The sequence below is a fragment of the Haloarcula sp. MBLA0163 genome (genome assembly GCF_055632435.1).
This window is the reverse complement of record NZ_CM145745.1, coordinates 432,116-451,419: the sequence shown is the minus strand read 5'-3', so window position 1 is coordinate 451,419 and position 19,304 is coordinate 432,116. Positions and strand designations below refer to the sequence as shown.

The following is a 19,304-nucleotide window of genomic DNA, read 5'->3' as shown; positions in this document are numbered from 1 at the left end:
GTCAGTCGGCGAGTTCGGACCGCAGGTCGCCGAACTCGGCGACGCGTTCGGCGTGGGCGTTGTGCTGGTGGATGGACTCGTCGTTGGACTGTTTCATCGTGACGATGGCGTCGTCCGGCAGGTCCGGGAACTCGTCGACGACGCCCTCGGCCATCGCGCGGACGCAGTCCTCGACGAACTTCGCGTCCTTGTGGGCCTCGAAGGTCATGTGGTCCTCGTCGGGCCGTTTCGCGAGGTTGTAGATGCGGGCGCTCATGGAGTCGCGGGCCACCTTGATGAGTTCGTTGAGGTCGACCTCCGGCGCGCCCTCGCTCTCGACGGTGAGCGTGGCGTGGCCACGCTGTGAGTGGCCCGCCTGTGGCATCTTCTCCAGGAACTCGTCGATGACCTCGTCCTCGACCTGCAGGTTCCGCAGCGTCTCCCGGGCCCGCGACGCGGACATCCCCTGTGAACACGGACAGACCGTCATCCCGGTGACGCGGGCACCGATCTCCTCGCTGGTGCCGTCCTCGGTCGCCGTCGCCGAGGCGATGATGTCGGCCGTCGACTGGGTGGCGACGTCGCTCTCGGGGGTCGTCTCGTGGGTGACGTACTCCGCCTCCATCCGGACCTCCGCCTTCGTGGTGTAGTCGTGCTTCTCGAGGAGCAGTTCGGCGGCGTCACCGCAGACGTCCTCGACGCGGTAGGCCTCCTCGGCGACGGCCGTCTCCAGCGTCTCGTCGATGACCTCCATATTGCGGGACATGTCGGCACCCTTCCGCCAGGACGGGAGGTCGACGAACACCTCGAACTCCGCCATGAGGACGATGGGGTCGCGGTCTCGCCGCCCGAGTTTGACGAGCTTGTCGACGCCCGTCACACCGACGCGGTTGAGACCGACTGTCACGTCCGGACTCGACGCCTGCACGTCCGGGAGTTGCTGACTCATTGGCCAGTCTTAGGGAGAGACCCGGTTAGTGCTTTCGGAACCTGTGGTTCTACGTCGGCCGCTCAGTCCCTCTGGCCGGCGTTCACTGGACCCTCGAAACCCGTGTCCGTCACGTCGGGTCGTCGTCGACGACGCGGTCCCATCCCGGTGTGTTCCCGACCGGTACCGACGAGGAACGGTCACAGAACGGTCGTCCCTATCGTACCGGTTCGGCGGTCGACGCGGTCTACTCGCCCACGATGTCGTCGTACCGCGCACCCGTCTGTTTCAGCGTCTCCGTCGAGTAGAGCCGGTCGTGGTCGAACGGGAGGTACTCGCCCGACAGCTCGTCTATCTTCTCGTCGACGGCCTCGGCGTCGCGGCCGTGGATCATCGTGAAGAGGTTGTACGGCCAGTCCTGCTCGGGACGCCGCGGGCGGTGATAGCAGAGGGTGACGTAGGGCAACTCGCCCACTCGCTGGCCGAGTTCGTCCAGTCGCTCGTCGGGCACGTCCCAGACCACCATGCAGTTGTTGTCGAACCCGGTCGTGATGTGGTTGACCACACAGCCGATGCGCTTGATGCAGCCGCCCTCGCGCAGTCGTTCGACGGCCGTCAGCACGTCGTCCACGTCGGCGTCGACGGCCTCAGCAACGTCCCGGTAGGGGGTCGCGGTCAGCGGGAACCCCTCCTGTATCTCCAGCAGGAGCGCCCGGTCCAGCGCCGAGAAGTTCGCGGTGGCGTCCTCGCTGATGCGGGTGGCGCTGGCGTCGGTGTCCTCGATGGACTCCCTGGCGAACCGGTCGCCGTTCACGACGGGGAACTCGAGGTCGATGTAGTAGTCGGTCAGCATCGGCAGGACGAGCACCTCGCACCCGGTCCTGGCCTCGATGTCGTCGAGAATCTCGTCGCGTTTCTCGCGGGACCCGGCCGTGACGACGAACCACATGTTCCACGCGTGGTCCCTGGCGTAGTTGTGGTTCACCTGCCGGTACTCGTTGATCACCTCGGCCACCTCCTCGAAGCGGTCCGCGGGGGCGGCGACGGCCGCCAGCGTCGACGACCCGATGACCGGCGGGTTCAACACCGGGCCGAACCGCCGGAAGATACCGGCCTCGCGGAGCCGTTCGACCCGCTCGAGGGCCTCGGCCCCGGAGACGCCCAGTCGTTCGCCCACCACCTCGAAGGGGCGCTCGCAGACGGGGAAGTCGCTCTGGAACTCGTCGATGAGAGCGGCGTCCACGTCGTCGATGCGCTCGCGCCAGTCACCCGACCGGAGGCTCATTGCCCCGAATTAGGCGTGAACGGGTGTATCACTTTCGGGAGCGTGCCGGATTCCCGCGATATAGGAACGAAACACAGGGGCTTTCAAACTCGGTCCCGAACTGGTTCGCATGGCACAAGCGACCCGTGAGTACGGCGAATGGCCACTCAAACGGCTGATGACCGAGGTCGTCGGCTCCGGCCACAAGTCCGCGGACGACATGAGCCGCGAACAGGCCCGCGAGGCGTTCCAGCGCATCCTCGACGACGAACCGGACCACACGACGCTGGGCGCGTTCTGGCTGGCCAACCGCTGGAAGCGCAACACGCCCGAGGAGCTGGGCGCGTACGTCGACGTCATGGCCGAGGAGTCGGTCGTCACGGCCGAACCCGACGCCGACCCGGTCGACTGTGGCGCGAACTACGACGGCAAGGGTCGCTCGGCCATCTTCGGCGTCGCCGCCGGCCTCGTCGCCGCTGCCGCGGGCACGCCCGTCGTCGTCCACTCGGGCGACCGGGTCCCGACACAGAAGCAGGACGCCTACAAGCACGTGCTGGACGAGCTGGGCGTCCGCACGGAACTCGCCCCCGAGGAGAGCGCCGACATGGTCGACGAAGTCGGCTTCGGCTACTACTACCAGCCGGAGTTCAACCCCGGCATCGACGCCCTGTTCGACCGCCGCGACAACATGGGCGTCCGGACGTTCGTCAACACCGTCGAGACGCTGGCCAACCCCGCCGGCGCGAGCGTCCACCTCGGGAGCTTCTACCACCTCCCCTTCGCGAAGAAGATGGTCCGCACGCTGAAGAACGCCCAGTCCAGCAGCGTCGAACGGGCGCTGTTCTTCCAGGGGATGGAGGGGTACGACGACGTCCGCCCCGGCGAGACGGTGGTCGCCGAGTGGCCCGTCGAAGGGTCGGACAGCGACGACGAGGACATCGCCGACTTCGAGATCCGCACCGGCGAGTTCGGCATGGACGTCACCAGCGAGGACCTGCAGGTCGAGGACGTCGCCGCGGACTCGGCGGCCGTCACCGAAGCGGTGCTGACCGGCGAGCGGACCGACGGCTTCGCCGACGCCGTCGCGCTGAACGCCGCCCTGCGCATCTACGCCCGCGAGGACGCAGACAGCATCGCGGACGGCCTCGAACAGGCCCGGGCGGCCATCGACGACGGGAGCGCCGCCGCGAAACTCGACGCCCTCCGGGAGTTCTGAGCCGCCGCGAGCTTTTTCGTCCGGTAGCGCGTCTGTCAGGTATGCGAATCGGAATCATCGGCACCGGGAGCGTCGCGAGCGCGCTCGCACGCGGGTTCAGCGCGGCCAACCACGACGTTGTCCTCGGGTCGCGGGACCCCGCCTCGGCGTCGCCGGACCTCCGCGACCGGGCGGAGGTCGTGGCCGTCCTCGACCAGCGAGCGGCCGCCGCCCACGGCGACGTCGTCGTCCTCGCCGTGCCGGGCGGCGTCGTGACGAGCGTCGCGGCCGACCTCTCGGACGCCCTCACCGGCAAGACGGTGGTCGACACCGCCAACGAGTACCCCGAGCCGGCGGCGGACCGGACACTGGCGCTCCGGGTCGCCGACGCAGCCCCGGCGGCCACGGTCGTCAAGGCGTTCAACACCGTCGGCGCCGAGCGGCTGACCGACCCCGTCGTCGACGGCGAGCGTGCGACCATGTTCGTCGCCGGGGCGGAGTCCGACGTCGTCGAACGGCTGGCGTCCGACCTCGGCTTCGACGTAGTCGTCGCCGGCGACCTGTCGGCGGCCGGCCACCTCGAACACCTCGCGCGCCTCTGGATACATCTGAGCGTGGACCGCGGCCGCGACATCGCGTTCCGGTTCCTCGAAGCGTAGGGCGTCACCGCCGCCGATACGGATATATAGACGTAGCCATTACCTCAAGTGAGTCTTGTTGCCACGGGCCACGCCCGCCAGCGGGACTCCGAGCGTGATGTCAGACAAGCAAACCATCAAGACACTGTACGAACAGACCATCCCGTCGGTCGTCTCGGTGTACGTCACCGACCGCGGCGACGACCGGCCCCGCGGCGGCGCCGGGTCCGGGTTCGTCTACGACGACGAGCACGTGGTCACGAACCAACACGTCGTCGGGGACAGCGACTACGTCGAGCTCCGCTTCCGCGACGGCGAGTGGCGGACCGGCGCCGTCGTCGGCGACGACCCCTACACCGACCTCGCCGTCGTCCACGTCACGGACCTGCCCGACGACGCGGTGCCGCTCCCCGTCGCCGACGCGAACCCAGACCCGGGCGAACGCGTCGCCGCCATCGGCAACCCGATGGGGCTTGACGGGACCATCACCGTCGGCTACGTCAGCGGGACGAACCGGTCGAACCCCACGGGGACCGGGTTCACCATCCCCGAGACCATCCAGACCGACGCGGCGGTCAACCCCGGCAACAGCGGCGGCCCGTTGCTCACCCTGGACGGCACCGTCGTGGGCGTCAACCGGGCGAAGGGCGGCGACAACATCGGCTTCGCCATCGCGCCGACCATCGTCCAGCGCGTGGTCCCCGCCCTCGTCGCGGACGGGCGGTTCCGGCCGGCGTACCTGAACGTCCGGACCATCGACGTCTCGCCCACGGTCGCGGAGGCCAACCGCCTCGACGAGACGACCGGCGTCCTCGTCGTGGACGTCGGCGGCGACTCCGGCGCGACGCTCCGTGGCTGTGACCGCGTGGCGCAGGTCCGTGGTCGCGAGGTGCCGACCGGCGGCGACGTCGTCGTCGGCGTCGACGGCCGGACGGTCCGGTCGACGGAGGAACTGACGAGCTATCTCCTCACCGAGGCCGACCCCGGCGACACCGTCGACGTGACGGTCCGCCGCGACGGGGACGAGTTCACCGACAGCGTGACGCTGGGCGAGCGACCGGTGCCCGGGTCCCGGCCGCGCCGTGGCGGTCCTCGCGGCCGTGGTCGGCGCGGCCCGCTCACTCGCTGAGTCGGTCGGCGGCGGAACCCATTTTCTCGAGCGGGTCGAACACCCACCAATGCCCTCGACAGACGCCCACTCGGATACCGAGTGGACGGTCCCCGCCGACGGCGAGGTCTGGTCGCACACCACCGTCGAGACGAACGGCGTCCGGTTGCACGCGGTCACCGCCGGGCCGGAGGACGGCGAGCTGGTCGTCCTCCTGCACGGCTTCCCGGAGTTCTGGTACGCGTGGCACCACCAGCTGCCGCCGCTGGCCGAGGCGGGCTACCGCGTCGTCGCGCCGGACATGCGCGGCTACAACCGCTCGGAGAAGCCCGACGGCGTCGCCGCCTACCACGTCGACGAGCTCGTCAGCGACGTGGTCGGCCTCGTCCGGGCGTTCGGCCGCGAGTCGGCCCACGTCGTCGGCCACGACTGGGGCGGTCTGGTCGCGTGGCAGACGGCCGTCGACCGCCCGAGCGTGGTCGACCGTCTGGGCGTGCTGAACGCGCCGCACCCGACCGCCTACGAGCGACTGCTCCGCCGGTCGCCGGCCCAGCTCCGGAAGTCGTGGTACGTATTCTACTTCCAGTTGCCGTGGCTCCCGGAGGCCGGGCTGGCGTGGGACGACTACGCGCTGCTGGACCGCATCCTCGGCGACGGGACGGTCAGACCCGACGCGTTCACGCGGACGGACGTCGAGCGGTACAAGGCGGCGCTGGCCCGCCCCGGCGCCCGGACGGCGGCGCTGAACTACTACCGGGCGCTGTTCCGCCGGAACGCCGTCCTGACGCTGACGCAGGGCGGCGTCGGCGACCAGCCCGTGAACGTCCCGACGCTGCTCGTCTGGGGCGAGCAGGACGCCGCGCTCGACGTCCGCCTCAGCGAGGGGGTCGAGCAGTGGGTCCCGGACCTCCGCGTCGAACGGCTCCCCGACGCGAGCCACTGGGTCCAGTTCGACGCGCCCGACCGGGTGGCGGAGCTGTTGCTCGAGCACCTGTCGTGACGCCGTGCGGCGCGCGCCGTAGTGGGCAGGCTTTTCCCCTGCGACGCCGTCCGGCCGGGTATGAGCGACCTGACAGCGACGCTCCACACGACAGCGGGCGATATCGAAGTCGAACTGTACGACGAGAAGGTCCCCAACACCGTCGAGAACTTCGTCGGACTCGCGGAGGGCGCGAACGACTACGACGGCACCGAGGTCGGCCCCGGCACCGGCGCGTGGGAGGACCCCGAGTCCGGCGAGAAGCGCATCGACCCCCTGTACACCGACATCGAGATCCACCGCATCATCGAGGACTTCATGATACAGATGGGCGACCCGACCGGTACCGGTCGCGGCGGCCCCGGCTACACCTTCGACGACGAGTTCCACGACGAGCTCTCACACGACGGGCCGGGCGTCCTCAGCATGGCCAACCGCGGCCCGGACACCAACGGCTCGCAGTTCTTCATCACCCTGGGCGCACAGCCACACCTCGACGGCAAGCACGCCGTCTTCGGCGAGGTCGTCGACGGCATGGACGTCGTCGAGGAGATCGGCGACGCTGACACGGACGTGAACGACGCGCCGACGAGCCCGATTCACCTCGAGTCCGTCGAGATTCACCGATAAGAACGAGCGACGCTAGCTCCGTTCGGGGGTGCCGCCGCGTTTCGACCCCCGCCGCGGGAACCGCTTTCTGAGGTAGCGCACGACCGGGAACAGCCGTTCGCCCACGCGGTCGGAGACGCCCGTCTCGCTCGCGTACACCAGCACCGGCACCTCCATCTCCTCGGCCAGTGCGACGACCTCGTCCGGCGTGCTGCCGAACAGCGCCTGTCTGAGCCAGCGGTCGCGAGAGGCGCCGAGGATGAGGACGCCCCCGTTGTCGGCCGCCGTCTCGACGAGGCCCGCGGCGACGGACCCGGCGGTGATGTTGTGGACCTGTGTCGTCTCGACGCCCTCCAGCGCGTCCAGCGTCGTCCCGGAGGTCTCGTCGGTGCCTCTGTCCCCCGAGGAGACGTTGATGAGGTGGAGTTCGCTGCCGCTCTGGCCCAGTTTGTTCACGAGCGGGAGCAGGGCCTGGTGGTGTGGGCCGCCGCCGGCGCCGATGTTGATGACGCCGAGGTCCTCCGCGGTGACCGTCTGGTCGGCGAAGAACACGTCACACGGCGCCTCGCGCTCGACCGTCTCGGTGACGTCCTGGTGGCGCTCGGGGTAGCCCATCAGGACGAGGTTGGCCTCCTCCTCGCGGGCGGTCTGGACGATGTCGAAGGCCACGTCGCGGCAGGTGTGTCCCTCGACGGTGTAGTCGACGCCGAGGTCGGCGTCGGCCAGTTCCGCCTGGATGCGCTCGGTGCGGGCCTGTGCGGTGTCCTGCACCGTCTCCCACGGCGTCTGGTCGGGCACCTGCGTGACGTTGAGGACGTGGAGGAGCGGGTCGTCGTCGGAGACGGCCGCGAGCGCCTCGCCGAGGCGCGCGTAGCGTAACGCCCGGTCCGGTCTGGCGACGGGGATGAGGACGCGATAGCGGCCCGCCGACGGTTCGCTACCCGTCGTGCCGGCCGACTCCGGGACGACCTCCCGGAGCAGGTCCTCCTCCACGGGCGCACCGCCCCAGAGGACGTAGGCGACGACGAGGGCGAGCGTCAGGAGGAGGCCCACCACGACGCCGATTCGCGGGAGGTTGTAGATGAGACCGATGTTCGCGAGGACGCCGATGACGGGGACGACGGGGACTCCGGGAACGCTGAACCCGCGCTCGATGTCGGGGAACTTCCGCCGGGAGTAGATGAGCGCGATGTTGACCACCGCCAGCGGCATGAGGAGGTTCAGCGTGGCGAACCCGGTCAGCGCCGTCAGGCCGAGGTCGGTCAGCGTGAGCGGTCCGAGGACGGGGAGCGGCACCGTGAGGTCGAACGGCACCAGTCCGCCCTCCGCGGGGAAGACGGCGATGAACAGGACGATGAGCGAGACGATGGTCACCGTCGCCGTCATGACGCTCCAGAACGGCGTGCCGTACTCGCGGTGGATGCGGGCGAACCGCCGGGGAGCCTGCCCCTGTCGCCCCATCAGCGACCCGATGGAGCTGGCCGCCAGTATCGACGCGTTCGAGGCCGACACCATCGAGAAGATGGCGCCGGCGACGATGAGCGACCGCCCGATGCTCCCGAGGAAGCCGGCGGCGACCTCGCCCATCGCCGTCTCGCCCTGTTCGGCGATGACCTCGGCCGGCACCGGCGAGTTCACCATGGCGACGATGACCAGCGCGTACAGTATCGTCACCGTCACCATGCTCGCCGCGATGGCCCGCGGAACGGTCTTCTGGGGTTCGATTATCTCGCCGGCGCTGGCCGCGATGGCCGAGAAGCCGAAGAACGTGATGAACGCGAGCGCCGAGATGGTGAGGATGTCGATGGGACCGCCGCCGAAGTTCGTCGCGAACTCGGTGACCGCCGTCGACGGCCCGCGGAACGCGAACGCGCCGCCGATAAAGGCGAACAGCACCGCCACCTTCGCGCCGGTGACGATGAGCTGGAACCCGCCGCTCTCTTCGGTCCCGCGGGCGTTGAGCACGCCCAGCAGGACGGCGGCGAGGACGCCCGTCGTCCCGTGCGGGAGGACGTGCAGCGACTCGGGCAGGACGAACTCGAAGAACCACTCGTCCATCGTCGCCAGATAGAACGCCGTCGTACCGGTGTAGCCCAGAAACAGCGACATCCCGATGCCGTAGGTCAACAAATCGCGGTCCTCGAAGGTCCGCGAACAGAAGAGGTAGCCGCCGCCGTTCTCGGAGTAGATGGAGGCGAACTCGGAGTAGGCCGCCGCCGTCACGCCGGCGATGAGCGCGGCGATGACGAACGCGATGACGGCGCTGGACCCGATGGCCGCCACGGCGGTGCCCGACAGCGAGAAGATGCCCGCTGCGATCATCGTCCCGAGCCCGATTGCGAAGGCGATTTTGAAGTCGAGGGTCCGGGTGTGTTCGACCATTCGTCTGCACTCGCATTGTTCCACCCATCACCTAATCCTGTCGCTTTCGGGGGTTTCGTCAACTCTGCGACAGTAATGCCCCCGCTCGGCCACGTGCCACACACGCGCCACGGCGCATGCACCAGCCCGCAGCGCCCGACCCGTGCGGTGGGTAACGGCTATGCCCGTCGCGCCTCTGTCCCCGAACAGTGGCACACATCGAGCGACTCACCGTCTATCCGGTGAAGGCACTGGACGGCCACGACGTCGAGCGAGCGACCGTCCTGACGGGCGGCACCCTCGCCCACGACCGGGAGTTCGCGCTGTTCGACGCCGACGGCGACGTGGTCAACGGCAAGCGGACCGCCCGCGTCCACGACGTGGCGACGACCTACGAGCCGGAAACCCGGACGCTCGACGCGTCGGTTCCGGACGTCGGTCGCGAGCGGTTCGCCCTCGCTACGGAGTCCGGTCGAGCGCGTGCGGCCGAGTGGTTCGGCGACGTGTTCGACGCCGACCTGACGCTGGCGAGGGACACGGCGCGCGGACACGTCGACCGGCGGGAGATGGGACCCTCCGTCGTCAGCACGGCGACGCTGGAGACGGTGGCCGGGTGGTTCGACGACGTGACCGTCGACGGGATGCGGCGGCGTCTCCGCGCGAACGTCGAGGTGGGCGGCGTCCCGGCGTTCTGGGAGGACCGCTTCGTGGGTGCGGACGCCCCGGCGTTCGAGGCCGGCGACGTCCGCATCGAGGGCGTCACCCCCTGCGGCCGCTGTGTCGTCCCACAGCGCGACCCCGACACGGGAGAACAGACCGCCGACTTCCGCGAACGGTTCCTCGACCGGCGCCGCGAGACGTTCCCCGAGTGGGCCGACCGCGACGCCTTCGACCACTTCTACACGCTGATGCTCATCGGCCGCGTACCGGAGGCCGACCGGGGTGGAACGGTCGCCGTCGGCGACGACGTGACGATAGTGACGTGAGCAGAGCGGCAGCGACCGACGGGGTCCCGTCGGCGTGGCGTGTCAGTCGGCGCTCCGTCGGGGGACGTAGCCGCAGGAACAGAACTCCTGAGCCGGTGCGAGGTCCGCGTCGCAGTCGGGACATCGGAACGTATGGACGCCGGTTTGCTGGTGGGTTGCCATCGTCGAATCACAACGACTCGCCCGGCATGAGTGTTGTTATTATATTGAAATGATTGTTCTAGGACGTCCCGGCTCGCTCCGCGGGGGCCGAAGCGGCGACAGTGGGGCGAGCGGTGCTGTCTGTCGCCCTGAGCGGGCGGGATAGCCACCGACGCCCGGGTACGTACTAGTGGTGTATAATTGCATATCGAGCGATGGGAGTCCTAGCCGACGAACCTTATATGGTAGGACGGCTGACAGTCGGATATGTCGACCACCGAGACGTGGGACGACCCGAACCGATGTCCGTTCTGTGACGAGGTGCTCGCCTCGCCGGGTGCGGGGTTCGTAGCACACATCGAGTCTCGATCGGAGTGCGAAGCCGCCTTCGGTCGGTGGCGCGCCCGTGTCGGCGACGACGTCGCGGGCGGCTGGAGCGGGTGACCCGCCGCACCGGCGGAACCGACAGCGGAAAGACCGTCGACCGCTAACGCCTGCACATGACAGAGGCCGACGAGCCGGTCGACCCCAGCGAGGTCGGCGAGCAAGGCGCACCGCCGGTCGAGGAGAAGCCCTACAAGATAATCTTCGAGGCCAACAAGTGCTTCGGCGCGGGCAAGTGCGCCGAGGTGTCGACGAACTGGTCGCTGGACCTCGACACCGGCATCGCCAAGCCGAAGACGTACTTCTTCGGCGAATCGGAGCTCGACCACAACGTGAAGGCCGCCGAGGTCTGCCCGGCGAAGAAGGACCGCGGCGTCATCCACGTCGTCGACCGGCGGACCGACGAGGAGATAGCGCCGGACCCCGACGGCGACGGCACGCTGTCGGTCGACTGGTAACCGAAACCCGTTTTCCCACTGAGTGTGGAGAGGTGGATGCGCGAGGGTCGCCTAGCCTGGCCAATGGCGGTGGGCTTAAGACCCGCTCCCGTAGGGGTCCATGGGTTCGAATCCCATCCCTCGCATTCTCCGACTCGAACGAACGTGAGAGTCGTGAAAATCTAACCGATGGCGAGTCGAAGCATATCAGTCGCGCGCAGTCGAGCGAGCACGTCTGATTTCGGTTCGAATCCCATCCCTCGCATCTGTGACGAACGGACGTGAGGAGCGATGCGAGCGGGGTTCGAATCACGGAACCGCGAGCGATGCGAGCGGTTGCATCGGGTTCGAATCCCATCCCTCGCATTCTCCGACCAGTCAGAACACGTAGCCACAGTGCCCGCAGTCGTCGGCGTCGAGTTCGACCTGCGACCGGCAGTTGCTGCAGTAGCCTTCGGCCCCGCTGCGGAGGACGCGCGCCGTCCCGGTCTCGTCGCGCTCGTCCAGCTGTGTCCCGCAGTCGCTGCAGTAGTCGGGCGACCCCTCGTGCCGGGTCGAGCAGTCGGGACAGACTCGGACGGTCGCGGGGTCGTCGTCTGTCGGCTCGCGCCCGGCGGCGACGACGACACCGTACACGAGCAACCCGAGGACGCCGGTGAGGAGCACCACCAGCGCCCACAGGGCCCACGACCGGCCCCGGTCGTTTGCGTGGACGGCGACGCCGGCGGCCAGGAGCGTCCACAGGAGGAGGGCGAGGGCGGCGACGAGGTGGCCCGACACGGCGGACGGGTCGGCGAGGAGGAGTATGTGCCTTGTGGCGCTCTCGACGATACGACGCGTTTTTCCTGCCGAGACGGCTAGAGAGGGACGATGACTGACGTGCCAGCAAACGTCGAGCGTGTCTTCGACGACCGCGAGGGGTTCGTCGCCAGCGGCGACGGCTACGCGCTGGAGACGACGCGGTTCGACGGGCGAGTGACGGCGAACGAGGGCGAGGCGTGGCGGACAGAGTACGAGGTGACGGTCAGGACCCCGTCACTGCAGGCCGCGACGGCCGACGAGGTGGGGCCGGCCGTCGCCGACGGCTGGTTCGAGACCTTCGAGCGGCGCCTCGAGGACGCGCCGAAGTCGACCCGCGTGGCCGTCGAACTGGACGAGTACACCGTCGAACGCGACGGCGAGGACGTGGTGGTCACGTACCGCTACAGCCTCGGCGGCGAGCGCGAAGCGGCCGACGCGGCGAAGGCGTTCGTCGAGTACGTCGAGGGGACGTACGTCGAGGGCATCGTCCCCGGCTACGACTACGTCGGCACCGTCGCGGACCTGATGGACTCGGCGAGCACTGGCGGGAGCGAGGGGACCCGCGGCGGCACGCCGCTGTAGGCGGGAGCGACTACAGGTTCATCTCGACGGCAGTGCCGGCCTCGCGACAGGTCTCGAGGGCGTGTTTGGCGGCCATGCCCGCGCCCTGTGCGTTGCGGTCCCGGCCGACGCCGACCTTCAGCTCGACGCCGACGGCGTCCTCGACGTGGTCGATGGCGTCCGCGTACGCCTCGGCGTCCATCTTCGGGCAGACGGCGATGACGTTGTCGCCGCCGACGAAGAAGGAGAGGCCGTCGTGGGCCCGCCGCATGTACTGCATGAGCTCCGCGTAGCCCTGCTCTATCTCGATGAACGTGTCGAACTCGTTGAGCTGGTCGGTGTATTTCTCGGTGGCGTTGTCGACGTCGAAGTGCGCGAGCTGGACGTCCTCGGCCGTGCGTTCGACCTCTGGAAGCGGGTCGCCCCGGAGCACTTCGGTCCGCTCGGCGTCCTGTGCGGAGCCCTCGTCCTGTAGCTGCGAGGTGGCCGTCTCCAGTGCCTCGGCGGGCGACCCGTCGGCGGCCACGCTCATGCTGATCGTCACGGGGTACCGGTTGCGCACCGACTCCTGGATCAGCGAGTGGTCGGCCATCGAGAGCCCGTTGGTCACCGCAATCATGTTGTCGAACCGCGAGAAGAACACGTACCCCTCGCGGTTGCCGACGAGCTGCGAGAGGTCGGCGTACAGTCGTGACTGCAGGGTCTGGAGGTCGACTTCGCGCCGCGGCGACGGGGTCACCGTCCACGGCCCGTAGTTGTCTATCTGCAGTAGCGTGACTTGGGTGTGTGTCACTACCGTCAGGTAGTGGCGAGGGCTATTCGACTGTTTGGATTTCCCGCGAGGCCTGCCGGAGAGTCAGTCCATCGCGATGTACGTCTGGGTGCTCTCGACGCCGGCTATCTCCTGGATGTGAGTGGCGGCCACGTCCTTGACCTCGGCGGGCGTCTCCACCTCGACCTTCGCGATGAGGTCGACATCGCCGGCGACGATGTGGGCTTCCACCACCCCGTCGATGCCCTCGATCTCGTTCTTCAGCCTGTCCGCGTCGCCGGTGTGTGCTTTGACCATGACGTAAGCAGTGACCATCGTTAGGCACCTCCGAGTGCAGTCGCGCGGCCGCTCTCGCCGACGACGATGGAGCGCACGTCGGCGAGGGTGTCGAAGTCGGCGAGGACGACCACGTGGTCGCCCAGTTCGAGCGTCTCGTCCGGGTCGGGAATCGTCAGCGCGGACTCGCCTTTCCCGTGAGCCATCAGTTTGGCGTTGGCTGGCAGTTCCAGTTCGGAGAGCGAGTAGCCGTTCATCGGCGAGGCCTCCGTGATGGTGAACTCGACGAGCTGGAGGTTCTGGGCGATGTCCGCGACGGCGCGGATGTTCCCGCCCAGCAGGGCGTTCTTCGCGGCGATGGCACCGAGCCGTTCGGGGTAGATGACCTCGTCCACTTCCGAGGCGTAGCGGCGGTATATCTCCTCGCGGTAGTCCTCGTCGATGCGCATCACGGTCCGACAGCCGTGCTGTTTCCCGATCATGCAGGCGACGAAGTTGTCGTTGAGGTCGCCGGTCAGCGCGCCGAGTGCGTCGGCGGCGTCGAGGTCGGCCTCGTCGAGGATGGTCTCGATGGCGCCGTCGCCCTCGATGACATCGAAGCCGGCAGTGCGCGCTCGCTCGGCGGCGCCCTCCTCCTGTTCGATGAGGACGACCTCGTGCCCGCTCTCTTGCAACACGCGCGCGGTCCGGAGACCGACGCGTCCTGCACCCACGATAACAAATCGCATGTGACGCCGTACGCAACGGGAGTGAATAAAAGTATCCCGCCGGACCACCGGCGCCCCGGAACTCGGTCCCGGACACGCCGGCCCGCGACGCCCCAGGGCGCTCCCGTTGGCCGGTCGCGCGAAACTTTTTGGGGTATGGTACCGCATACCACTGTATGGTCAGCGCGTTCATCATGATAAAGACCGTCGCGGGCAAGTCCGACGAACTGCTCTCGGCGGTCACGGAGTCCGAGGGAATCACCGAGGCCCACATCGTCGCCGGCCAGTACGACATCATCGCCGAGGCCACCGGTCCCGAGGTGTACGACGTGATGCAGTCGGTCGCGACCCGCGTCCGCAACCTGGAGGGCGTGGCGGACACGCGGACGTACATCTGTCTGGAGTGACCGATTCCGACACGGCAAAGAGCGTCGCCACCCTAGCGAGGGTATGGTCAGCGTCGTCGGCCTCGTCGGACTGGTCGTCATCGTGCTGGTGAACAGCGCCGTGGCGGCACTCGTGACCCGTTTCTTCCGCGTCCGCATGAACACGCGGTGGGGCGGCGCGATCTACTCGGTGTTGTTCGGCGCGTTCGCGCTCTTGCTCCTCTCGGTCCTCCTGTCGGTCCCCGTCGGCCCGTTCATCACGCTGGGGACGGTAACGTTCCTCTCGCTGGGCGTCGTGTTGCCGCTGGTCGTCGGGATGACCTTCGACTACGTCTGGATGCCCTCGCCCGACGAGATCGACCTCCCGACGTCGACGAACTAGTCGCGTCGGTCGAGGACCGCCGACCGGACGCGGTCGTACACGTCGTCGGGGGCCGCCGTCGCGTCGACCCGGACGAACCGCTCGGGGTCGGCCGCGACGAGCCGCTCGTAGTTCTCGCGGACCTCGGCGAGGTAGTCGGCCGCCTCGAACTTGTTGGTGGCACCGCTCCGGCGGGCCGCCGTCTCGGGGTCGACGTCGAGGTACACCGTCAGGTCCGGCGGCCGGGTCCACGGCGCGTGGACCTCCCGAACGTAGGCGAGCGGGTCCTCGAAGTGGTCGGACGCGGCGAGCGTCGCGCCCTGGTAGGCGTACCGCGAGTCCGAGTAGCGGTCCGAGACGACGAGCCGGCCGTCGGCGAGGGCCGGCCGGACGGTGTCGGCGAGGTGGGCGGCGTGGTCGGCCGTGTAGAGGAACAGCTCCGCCAGCGAGTCCGCGTCGTCATCGTCGATAGAGCGCTGGACGGCCTCGCCGTACCAGCTGTCGGTCGGTTCCCGCGTGAACGTGGCATCTCCCGGCAGGGCGTCGTCGGCCCGGAGCCGCTCCCAGACCGTGGTCTTGCCGCTGCCGTCGAGGCCTTCGAGCGTGACGAGCATATCCGACCGTCGGCGCCGGGGTACGTAAGCACCCCGGAGCGCCGTCCGGCCGGTTCTGAACGGGTCGCCGGACGGAAATCCAAACCAGTTGCGCCTTACCTTTACGGTGATTGACGGCGACGGAACGGGTATGGACGTACTTGTGGTCGGCGGGACCGGCTTCATCGGACAGTATCTGTGTCGGGAACTCGACGACCGAGGCCACGAGGTCACCGCACTGGCACGGAACCCACACGACGCCGACCTGCCGACGGGCGTGGTGCGCAAGGAGGGCGACGTGACCGACTACGACAGCATCGAGGGCGCGTTCGAGGGGCAGGACGCCGTCGTCTTCCTCCCCGCGCTCTCGCCGCTGTTCAAGCCCGACGGCGGCAACGAGATGCACGAGGTGGTCCACCTCGGCGGCACCGAAAACTGCGTGCGGGCCGCCGAGGAACACGGCGTCGAGCGGTTCCTCCAGATGAGCGCGCTGGGTGCGGACCCGAACGGGCCGACCCACTACCTCCGCGCGAAGGGGAAAGCCGAGGAGGTGGTCGAAGACTCGGACCTCGACTGGGTCGTCTTCCGGCCATCCATCGTCTTCGGCGAGGGCGACGAGTTCGCCTACTTCACCAAGCGACTCAAGCAGATATTCGCCCCCGGCGTCCCCGTCTATCCGTTGCCCGGCGGCGGCGAGAAGGCCCACTTCCAACTCATCTGGGTCGAGGACCTCGTCCCGATGCTCGCCGACGCACTGGAGGACGACGACCACGTCGGCCAGATATACGAGGTCGGCGGCCCGGAGACGCTGAGCCTCAAAGAGGCGACCGAACTCGTCTTCGAGGCCGAGGGCAAGTCCATCACCATCGTGCCCTTGCCGATGGGATTGGCCAAAATCGGCCTACCGGTGCTGGGTGCGCTCGGCTTCCCGATGGGGAGCGACCAGTACGAGGGGCTGGACTTCGACAACACCCCCCGCGACAACGACGTGGGCGTCTTCGGCGTCGACCCCGAGTCCATGCGGACGTACGGGGACTATCTCGGCGTCCGATAGCGACCAAAACGCGGTCTTTTCAGACCTAATAGCGGATTGTCTCCACCGGGCGCGTAGCCGGAACCGCTCGAAACCGGTCTGTCCGGGACGGAGCGGGGATAATGCCTCCCTAACATCAGGATATTTTTGTTTCTGATACAGACTTTCATCGGTGAGATTTGGGCAAAAAACTTATACGCGCAATCCTACTTAGGCCTTTTAAGCGGAGGACCACATTCATGAAACTCGCGATGATCGGCTTCGGGCAGGCCGGCGGCAAAATCGTGGACAAGTTCCTCGAGTACGACCAGAACACGAACTCGGGAATCGTCCGCTCGGCCGTCGCTGTCAACACAGCGAAGGCGGACCTGCTCGGACTAGAACACATACCGGAGGAGAATCGAGTGCTCATCGGCCAGGCCCGCGTGAAGGGCCACGGCGTGGGCGCGGACAACGAACTCGGCGCGGAGATAGCCGAAGAGGACATCGACGAGATACAGGGGGCCATCGACAACATCCCCGTCCACGAAGTCGACGCGTTCCTCGTCGTCGCCGGCCTCGGTGGGGGGACCGGGTCCGGCGGCTCGCCGGTCATCGCGAAACATCTCAAGCGCATCTACACCGAACCCGTCTACGGACTGGGCGTCCTGCCCGGGAGCGACGAAGGTGGCATCTACACGCTGAACGCCGCCCGCTCGTTCCAGACGTTCGTCCGTGAGGTGGACAACCTCATGGTGTTCGACAACGACGCCTGGCGCAAGACCGGGGAGTCGGTCGAGGGCGGCTACGACCACATCAACGAGGAGATCGTCCGCCGGTTCGGCGTCCTCTTCGGCGCCGGCGAGGTCGAGGCCGGCGACAACATCGCCGAGAGCGTCGTCGACTCCTCCGAGATCATCAACACGCTCGACGGCGGCGGCGTCTCGACGGTCGGCTACGCCTCCGAGGACGTCGAGGTCTCCTCGGGTGGCGGCGGGCTCCTCTCGCGGTTCAAGGGCGACGACGGCGGCGACGACGGGATGGACACCGCCAACACGACCAACCGCATCACCTCGCTCGTCCGGAAGGCCGCGCTCGGTCGGCTGACGCTCCCCTGCGAGATCGAGGGCGCCGAGCGCGCCCTCCTCGTGATGGCCGGCCCGCCCGAGCACCTCAACCGCAAAGGCATCGAGCGCGGCCGCAAGTGGCTGGAGGAGCAGACCGGGTCGATGGAGGTCCGCGGTGGGGACTACCCGACCAACGCGCCGAAGGTCGCCGCCTCCATCCTGCTGGCGGGCGTCCACAACGTCCCCCGCATCAAGGAGCTCCAGCAGGTCGCCATCGAGGCACAGGACAACATCGACGACATCAGGAAACAAAGCGAAGATAACTTAGAGGACTTGGTTGAAGACGATGAGGATGAACTCGATCCGCTCTTCTAGGGGCATCGTAACCGTCCTCTGTGTGGTCGGTCTGCTCGCCGTCGCCGGGACGGCCAGCGCCTTCACCGTCTCAGCAGAGGGCGTGCCGTCCGAATCCGCCGTCGGCGACGAGGTGACGGTCACCTACACCGTCGACGACCCCTTCACCGGGACGTCCAACGAGTGGACGCTCGCGGGCGAGACGGAACTGCAGAACGTGAGCTGGACCGTGACGGTCCTCCGCGCCGGCAGTCAGGTCAGTCAGGAGACCTACGGCGACCAGTCGTTCAGTCAGGACCTCGACATCGACAACAACGGCGACCAGGTCCGGGTGGAGCTCACCGGGACGACGCCGGCCGTCGAGAACTACACGTACCAGCCCGAGGAGCAGTACGTCGTCGCCAGCCTCACGCGGGTGAGCGGGAGCAACGAAGAGGAGTTCCAGAACAGCACGGCCCACCACTACACCGCCGACAGCCGTGAGGCCCGCGACGCCATCGACAGCGCGCAGGCGGCCATCGACGCCGCCGGCGGCAACAGTGACGCCGAGCAACTGGTCGACAGCGCCGTCTCCTCCTACGAGAACGGCAACTTCGAGAACGCCGTCAACCTCGCCAACCAGGCCCGGAACACGGCCCAGCAGGCCCAGCAGAGCCAGCAGACGACCCAGACGCTGCTGCTGGCCGGCGGCGGCCTCGTCGTCCTCCTCCTGCTCGCGGGCGGCGGATACTACATCTACACGCAGACCCAAGGCGACGACTACAGCAAACTGTAATGCGAACCGTCGTCCCCGTCTCGGGGAGCGACCCCAAAACGCGCCTTTCGGACGTTCTCGGCCCCGACGAGCGGCGCGACTTCACCGAGGCGATGCTCGCTGACGTCCTCGACGCCCTCGACGGCGCCGGCCGCAGTCCCGACGTCGTCTCGACCGGGCCCGTCGAGTGTGCCGCGCCCGTGACCGTCGACGACCGGGGCCTCGACGCGCTCGTCAACGACGGGCTCTCGAGGGGGCCGCTGGCCGTGGTGATGGCCGACCTCCCGCTTCTCACCGCCGAGGCAGTCGAGCGACTGTTCGCGCCCGACGCGGACGTGGTGCTGGCGCCGGGACTCGGTGGCGGGACGAACGCCGTCGTCTGTCGCCACCCGGACTTCCGCGTCGACTACCACGGGGCGTCGATACGGGACCACCGGCGCATCGCCGACGACGTGGGCGCGAGCCTCGCCGAGGTGGACTCTCGGGTGCTGGCGACGGACGTCGACGAGCAAGCCGACCTCGCCGAGGTCTTGTTGCACGGCGACGGGGCGGCCGCTGACTGGCTCACCGACGCCGGGTTCGAGCTGTCGTTCGACCACGGCCGGGTGCGCGCCGAGCGGTGAACCGACCGTGGTACCAGCCGGTGCCCGT

General features: G+C 68.3%; 23 protein-coding genes and 1 tRNA gene. 16 read left to right on the top strand and 8 right to left on the bottom strand.

The features are described 5' to 3' along the window. Position 1: 1 nt before the first annotated feature. Both mptA and ahbB read right to left on the bottom strand, forming a co-directional pair. The gene (mptA, locus tag ACV7GQ_RS02240; RefSeq protein WP_470311929.1) at positions 2-928 is read right to left on the bottom strand and encodes a GTP cyclohydrolase MptA; all 927 of its coding nucleotides are present in this window, start codon (positions 926-928) and stop codon (positions 2-4) included. Between the two features lie 226 nt (positions 929-1,154). Continuing rightward, positions 1,155-2,192 (bottom strand): siroheme decarboxylase subunit beta, encoded by a 1,038-nt coding sequence (ahbB, locus tag ACV7GQ_RS02235; protein WP_470311928.1) that lies wholly within the window; start codon positions 2,190-2,192, stop codon positions 1,155-1,157. Positions 2,193-2,301: 109 nt separating this feature from the next. Between ahbB and ACV7GQ_RS02230 the strand changes: the two genes are divergently transcribed. From ACV7GQ_RS02230 to ACV7GQ_RS02210, 5 genes are all read left to right on the top strand, one after another. Further along, positions 2,302-3,387, top strand: a complete 1,086-nt coding sequence (locus ACV7GQ_RS02230) for an anthranilate phosphoribosyltransferase (protein WP_470311927.1) — start codon at positions 2,302-2,304, stop codon at positions 3,385-3,387. Positions 3,388-3,428: 41 nt separating this feature from the next. After that, complete coding sequence (locus ACV7GQ_RS02225; RefSeq protein WP_470311926.1) at positions 3,429-4,025, top strand: NADPH-dependent F420 reductase; 597 nt, start codon at positions 3,429-3,431, stop codon at positions 4,023-4,025. A gap of 97 nt (positions 4,026-4,122) precedes the next feature. Beyond that, on the top strand, positions 4,123-5,133 hold the full coding sequence (locus tag ACV7GQ_RS02220) for a S1C family serine protease (RefSeq protein WP_470311925.1): 1,011 nt from the start codon (positions 4,123-4,125) through the stop codon (positions 5,131-5,133). Positions 5,134-5,182: 49 nt separating this feature from the next. After that, on the top strand, positions 5,183-6,112 hold the full coding sequence (locus ACV7GQ_RS02215) for an alpha/beta fold hydrolase (RefSeq protein WP_470311924.1): 930 nt from the start codon (positions 5,183-5,185) through the stop codon (positions 6,110-6,112). Between the two features lie 60 nt (positions 6,113-6,172). After that, positions 6,173-6,721, top strand: coding sequence for a peptidylprolyl isomerase (locus tag ACV7GQ_RS02210; protein ID WP_470311923.1), 549 nt, complete (start codon positions 6,173-6,175; stop codon positions 6,719-6,721). Between the two features lie 12 nt (positions 6,722-6,733). Here ACV7GQ_RS02210 and ACV7GQ_RS02205 read toward each other — a convergent pair whose 3' ends face one another. After that, positions 6,734-9,082, bottom strand: coding sequence for an amino acid permease (locus tag ACV7GQ_RS02205; protein ID WP_470311922.1), 2,349 nt, complete (start codon positions 9,080-9,082; stop codon positions 6,734-6,736). 188 nt (positions 9,083-9,270) lie between these two features. Between ACV7GQ_RS02205 and ACV7GQ_RS02200 the strand changes: the two genes are divergently transcribed. From ACV7GQ_RS02200 to ACV7GQ_RS02185, 4 genes are all read left to right on the top strand, one after another. After that, positions 9,271-10,047 carry an MOSC domain-containing protein gene (locus ACV7GQ_RS02200; protein ID WP_470311921.1) on the top strand — a complete coding sequence of 259 codons (777 nt, stop codon included), beginning with the start codon at positions 9,271-9,273 and terminating at the stop codon, positions 10,045-10,047. A gap of 408 nt (positions 10,048-10,455) precedes the next feature. Further along, entirely contained in the window at positions 10,456-10,632 is a 177-nt protein-coding gene (locus tag ACV7GQ_RS02195) for a DUF7501 family protein (protein ID WP_470311920.1), read from the top strand. A gap of 56 nt (positions 10,633-10,688) precedes the next feature. After that, positions 10,689-11,030, top strand: a complete 342-nt coding sequence (locus tag ACV7GQ_RS02190; protein WP_470311919.1) for a ferredoxin — start codon at positions 10,689-10,691, stop codon at positions 11,028-11,030. Between the two features lie 40 nt (positions 11,031-11,070). After that, a tRNA-Leu gene (locus tag ACV7GQ_RS02185) sits at positions 11,071-11,155 on the top strand. Positions 11,156-11,387: 232 nt separating this feature from the next. On the opposite strand, the gene ACV7GQ_RS02180 is transcribed toward ACV7GQ_RS02185, so the two are convergent. Beyond that, positions 11,388-11,789, bottom strand: a complete 402-nt coding sequence (locus tag ACV7GQ_RS02180) for a double zinc ribbon domain-containing protein (RefSeq protein ID WP_470311918.1) — start codon at positions 11,787-11,789, stop codon at positions 11,388-11,390. 90 nt (positions 11,790-11,879) lie between these two features. On the opposite strand from ACV7GQ_RS02180, the gene ACV7GQ_RS02175 reads away from it, so the two are divergent. Beyond that, entirely contained in the window at positions 11,880-12,392 is a 513-nt protein-coding gene (locus tag ACV7GQ_RS02175; protein ID WP_470311917.1) for a DUF5813 family protein, read from the top strand. Between the two features lie 10 nt (positions 12,393-12,402). Here ACV7GQ_RS02175 and ACV7GQ_RS02170 read toward each other — a convergent pair whose 3' ends face one another. The 3 genes from ACV7GQ_RS02170 to ACV7GQ_RS02160 all read right to left on the bottom strand — a co-directional run bounded on the left by ACV7GQ_RS02170 (position 12,403) and on the right by ACV7GQ_RS02160 (position 14,147). After that, positions 12,403-13,164: a GTP cyclohydrolase III gene (locus ACV7GQ_RS02170; protein ID WP_470311916.1), complete on the bottom strand. Its 762-nt coding sequence runs from the start codon at positions 13,162-13,164 to the stop codon at positions 12,403-12,405. Between the two features lie 63 nt (positions 13,165-13,227). Next, entirely contained in the window at positions 13,228-13,458 is a 231-nt protein-coding gene (locus ACV7GQ_RS02165) for an Lrp/AsnC family transcriptional regulator (protein WP_470311915.1), read from the bottom strand. 2 nt (positions 13,459-13,460) lie between these two features. Then, positions 13,461-14,147 carry a potassium channel family protein gene (locus tag ACV7GQ_RS02160; protein ID WP_470311914.1) on the bottom strand — a complete coding sequence of 229 codons (687 nt, stop codon included), beginning with the start codon at positions 14,145-14,147 and terminating at the stop codon, positions 13,461-13,463. Positions 14,148-14,302: 155 nt separating this feature from the next. Here ACV7GQ_RS02160 and ACV7GQ_RS02155 point away from each other — a divergent pair, with 155 nt between their 5' ends. Continuing rightward, on the top strand, positions 14,303-14,533 hold the full coding sequence (locus ACV7GQ_RS02155) for an Lrp/AsnC family transcriptional regulator (RefSeq protein WP_220620212.1): 231 nt from the start codon (positions 14,303-14,305) through the stop codon (positions 14,531-14,533). 43 nt (positions 14,534-14,576) lie between these two features. Next, the gene (locus ACV7GQ_RS02150; RefSeq protein ID WP_470311913.1) at positions 14,577-14,894 is read left to right on the top strand and encodes a DUF7991 family protein; all 318 of its coding nucleotides are present in this window, start codon (positions 14,577-14,579) and stop codon (positions 14,892-14,894) included. On the opposite strand, the gene tmk is transcribed toward ACV7GQ_RS02150, so the two are convergent. After that, entirely contained in the window at positions 14,891-15,487 is a 597-nt protein-coding gene (gene tmk / locus ACV7GQ_RS02145) for a dTMP kinase (RefSeq protein WP_470311912.1), read from the bottom strand. The two genes, ACV7GQ_RS02150 and tmk, sit on opposite strands and share 4 nt — an antisense overlap. A 130-nt stretch (positions 15,488-15,617) precedes the next feature. Here tmk and ACV7GQ_RS02140 point away from each other — a divergent pair, with 130 nt between their 5' ends. The 4 genes from ACV7GQ_RS02140 (at position 15,618) to cofC (ending at position 19,276) form a co-directional block, all read left to right on the top strand. After that, positions 15,618-16,520, top strand: coding sequence for a complex I NDUFA9 subunit family protein (locus ACV7GQ_RS02140; RefSeq protein ID WP_470311911.1), 903 nt, complete (start codon positions 15,618-15,620; stop codon positions 16,518-16,520). A gap of 218 nt (positions 16,521-16,738) precedes the next feature. Continuing rightward, positions 16,739-17,920 carry a tubulin/FtsZ family protein gene (locus tag ACV7GQ_RS02135; protein WP_470311910.1) on the top strand — a complete coding sequence of 394 codons (1,182 nt, stop codon included), beginning with the start codon at positions 16,739-16,741 and terminating at the stop codon, positions 17,918-17,920. Beyond that, complete coding sequence (locus ACV7GQ_RS02130) at positions 17,898-18,674, top strand: hypothetical protein (RefSeq protein ID WP_470311909.1); 777 nt, start codon at positions 17,898-17,900, stop codon at positions 18,672-18,674. Before ACV7GQ_RS02135 ends, ACV7GQ_RS02130 begins: the two co-directional genes overlap by 23 nt. Next, on the top strand, positions 18,674-19,276 hold the full coding sequence (cofC, locus tag ACV7GQ_RS02125) for a 2-phospho-L-lactate guanylyltransferase (RefSeq protein ID WP_470311908.1): 603 nt from the start codon (positions 18,674-18,676) through the stop codon (positions 19,274-19,276). The genes ACV7GQ_RS02130 and cofC overlap by 1 nt, the downstream gene beginning before the upstream one ends. Positions 19,277-19,304 lie beyond the last annotated feature (28 nt).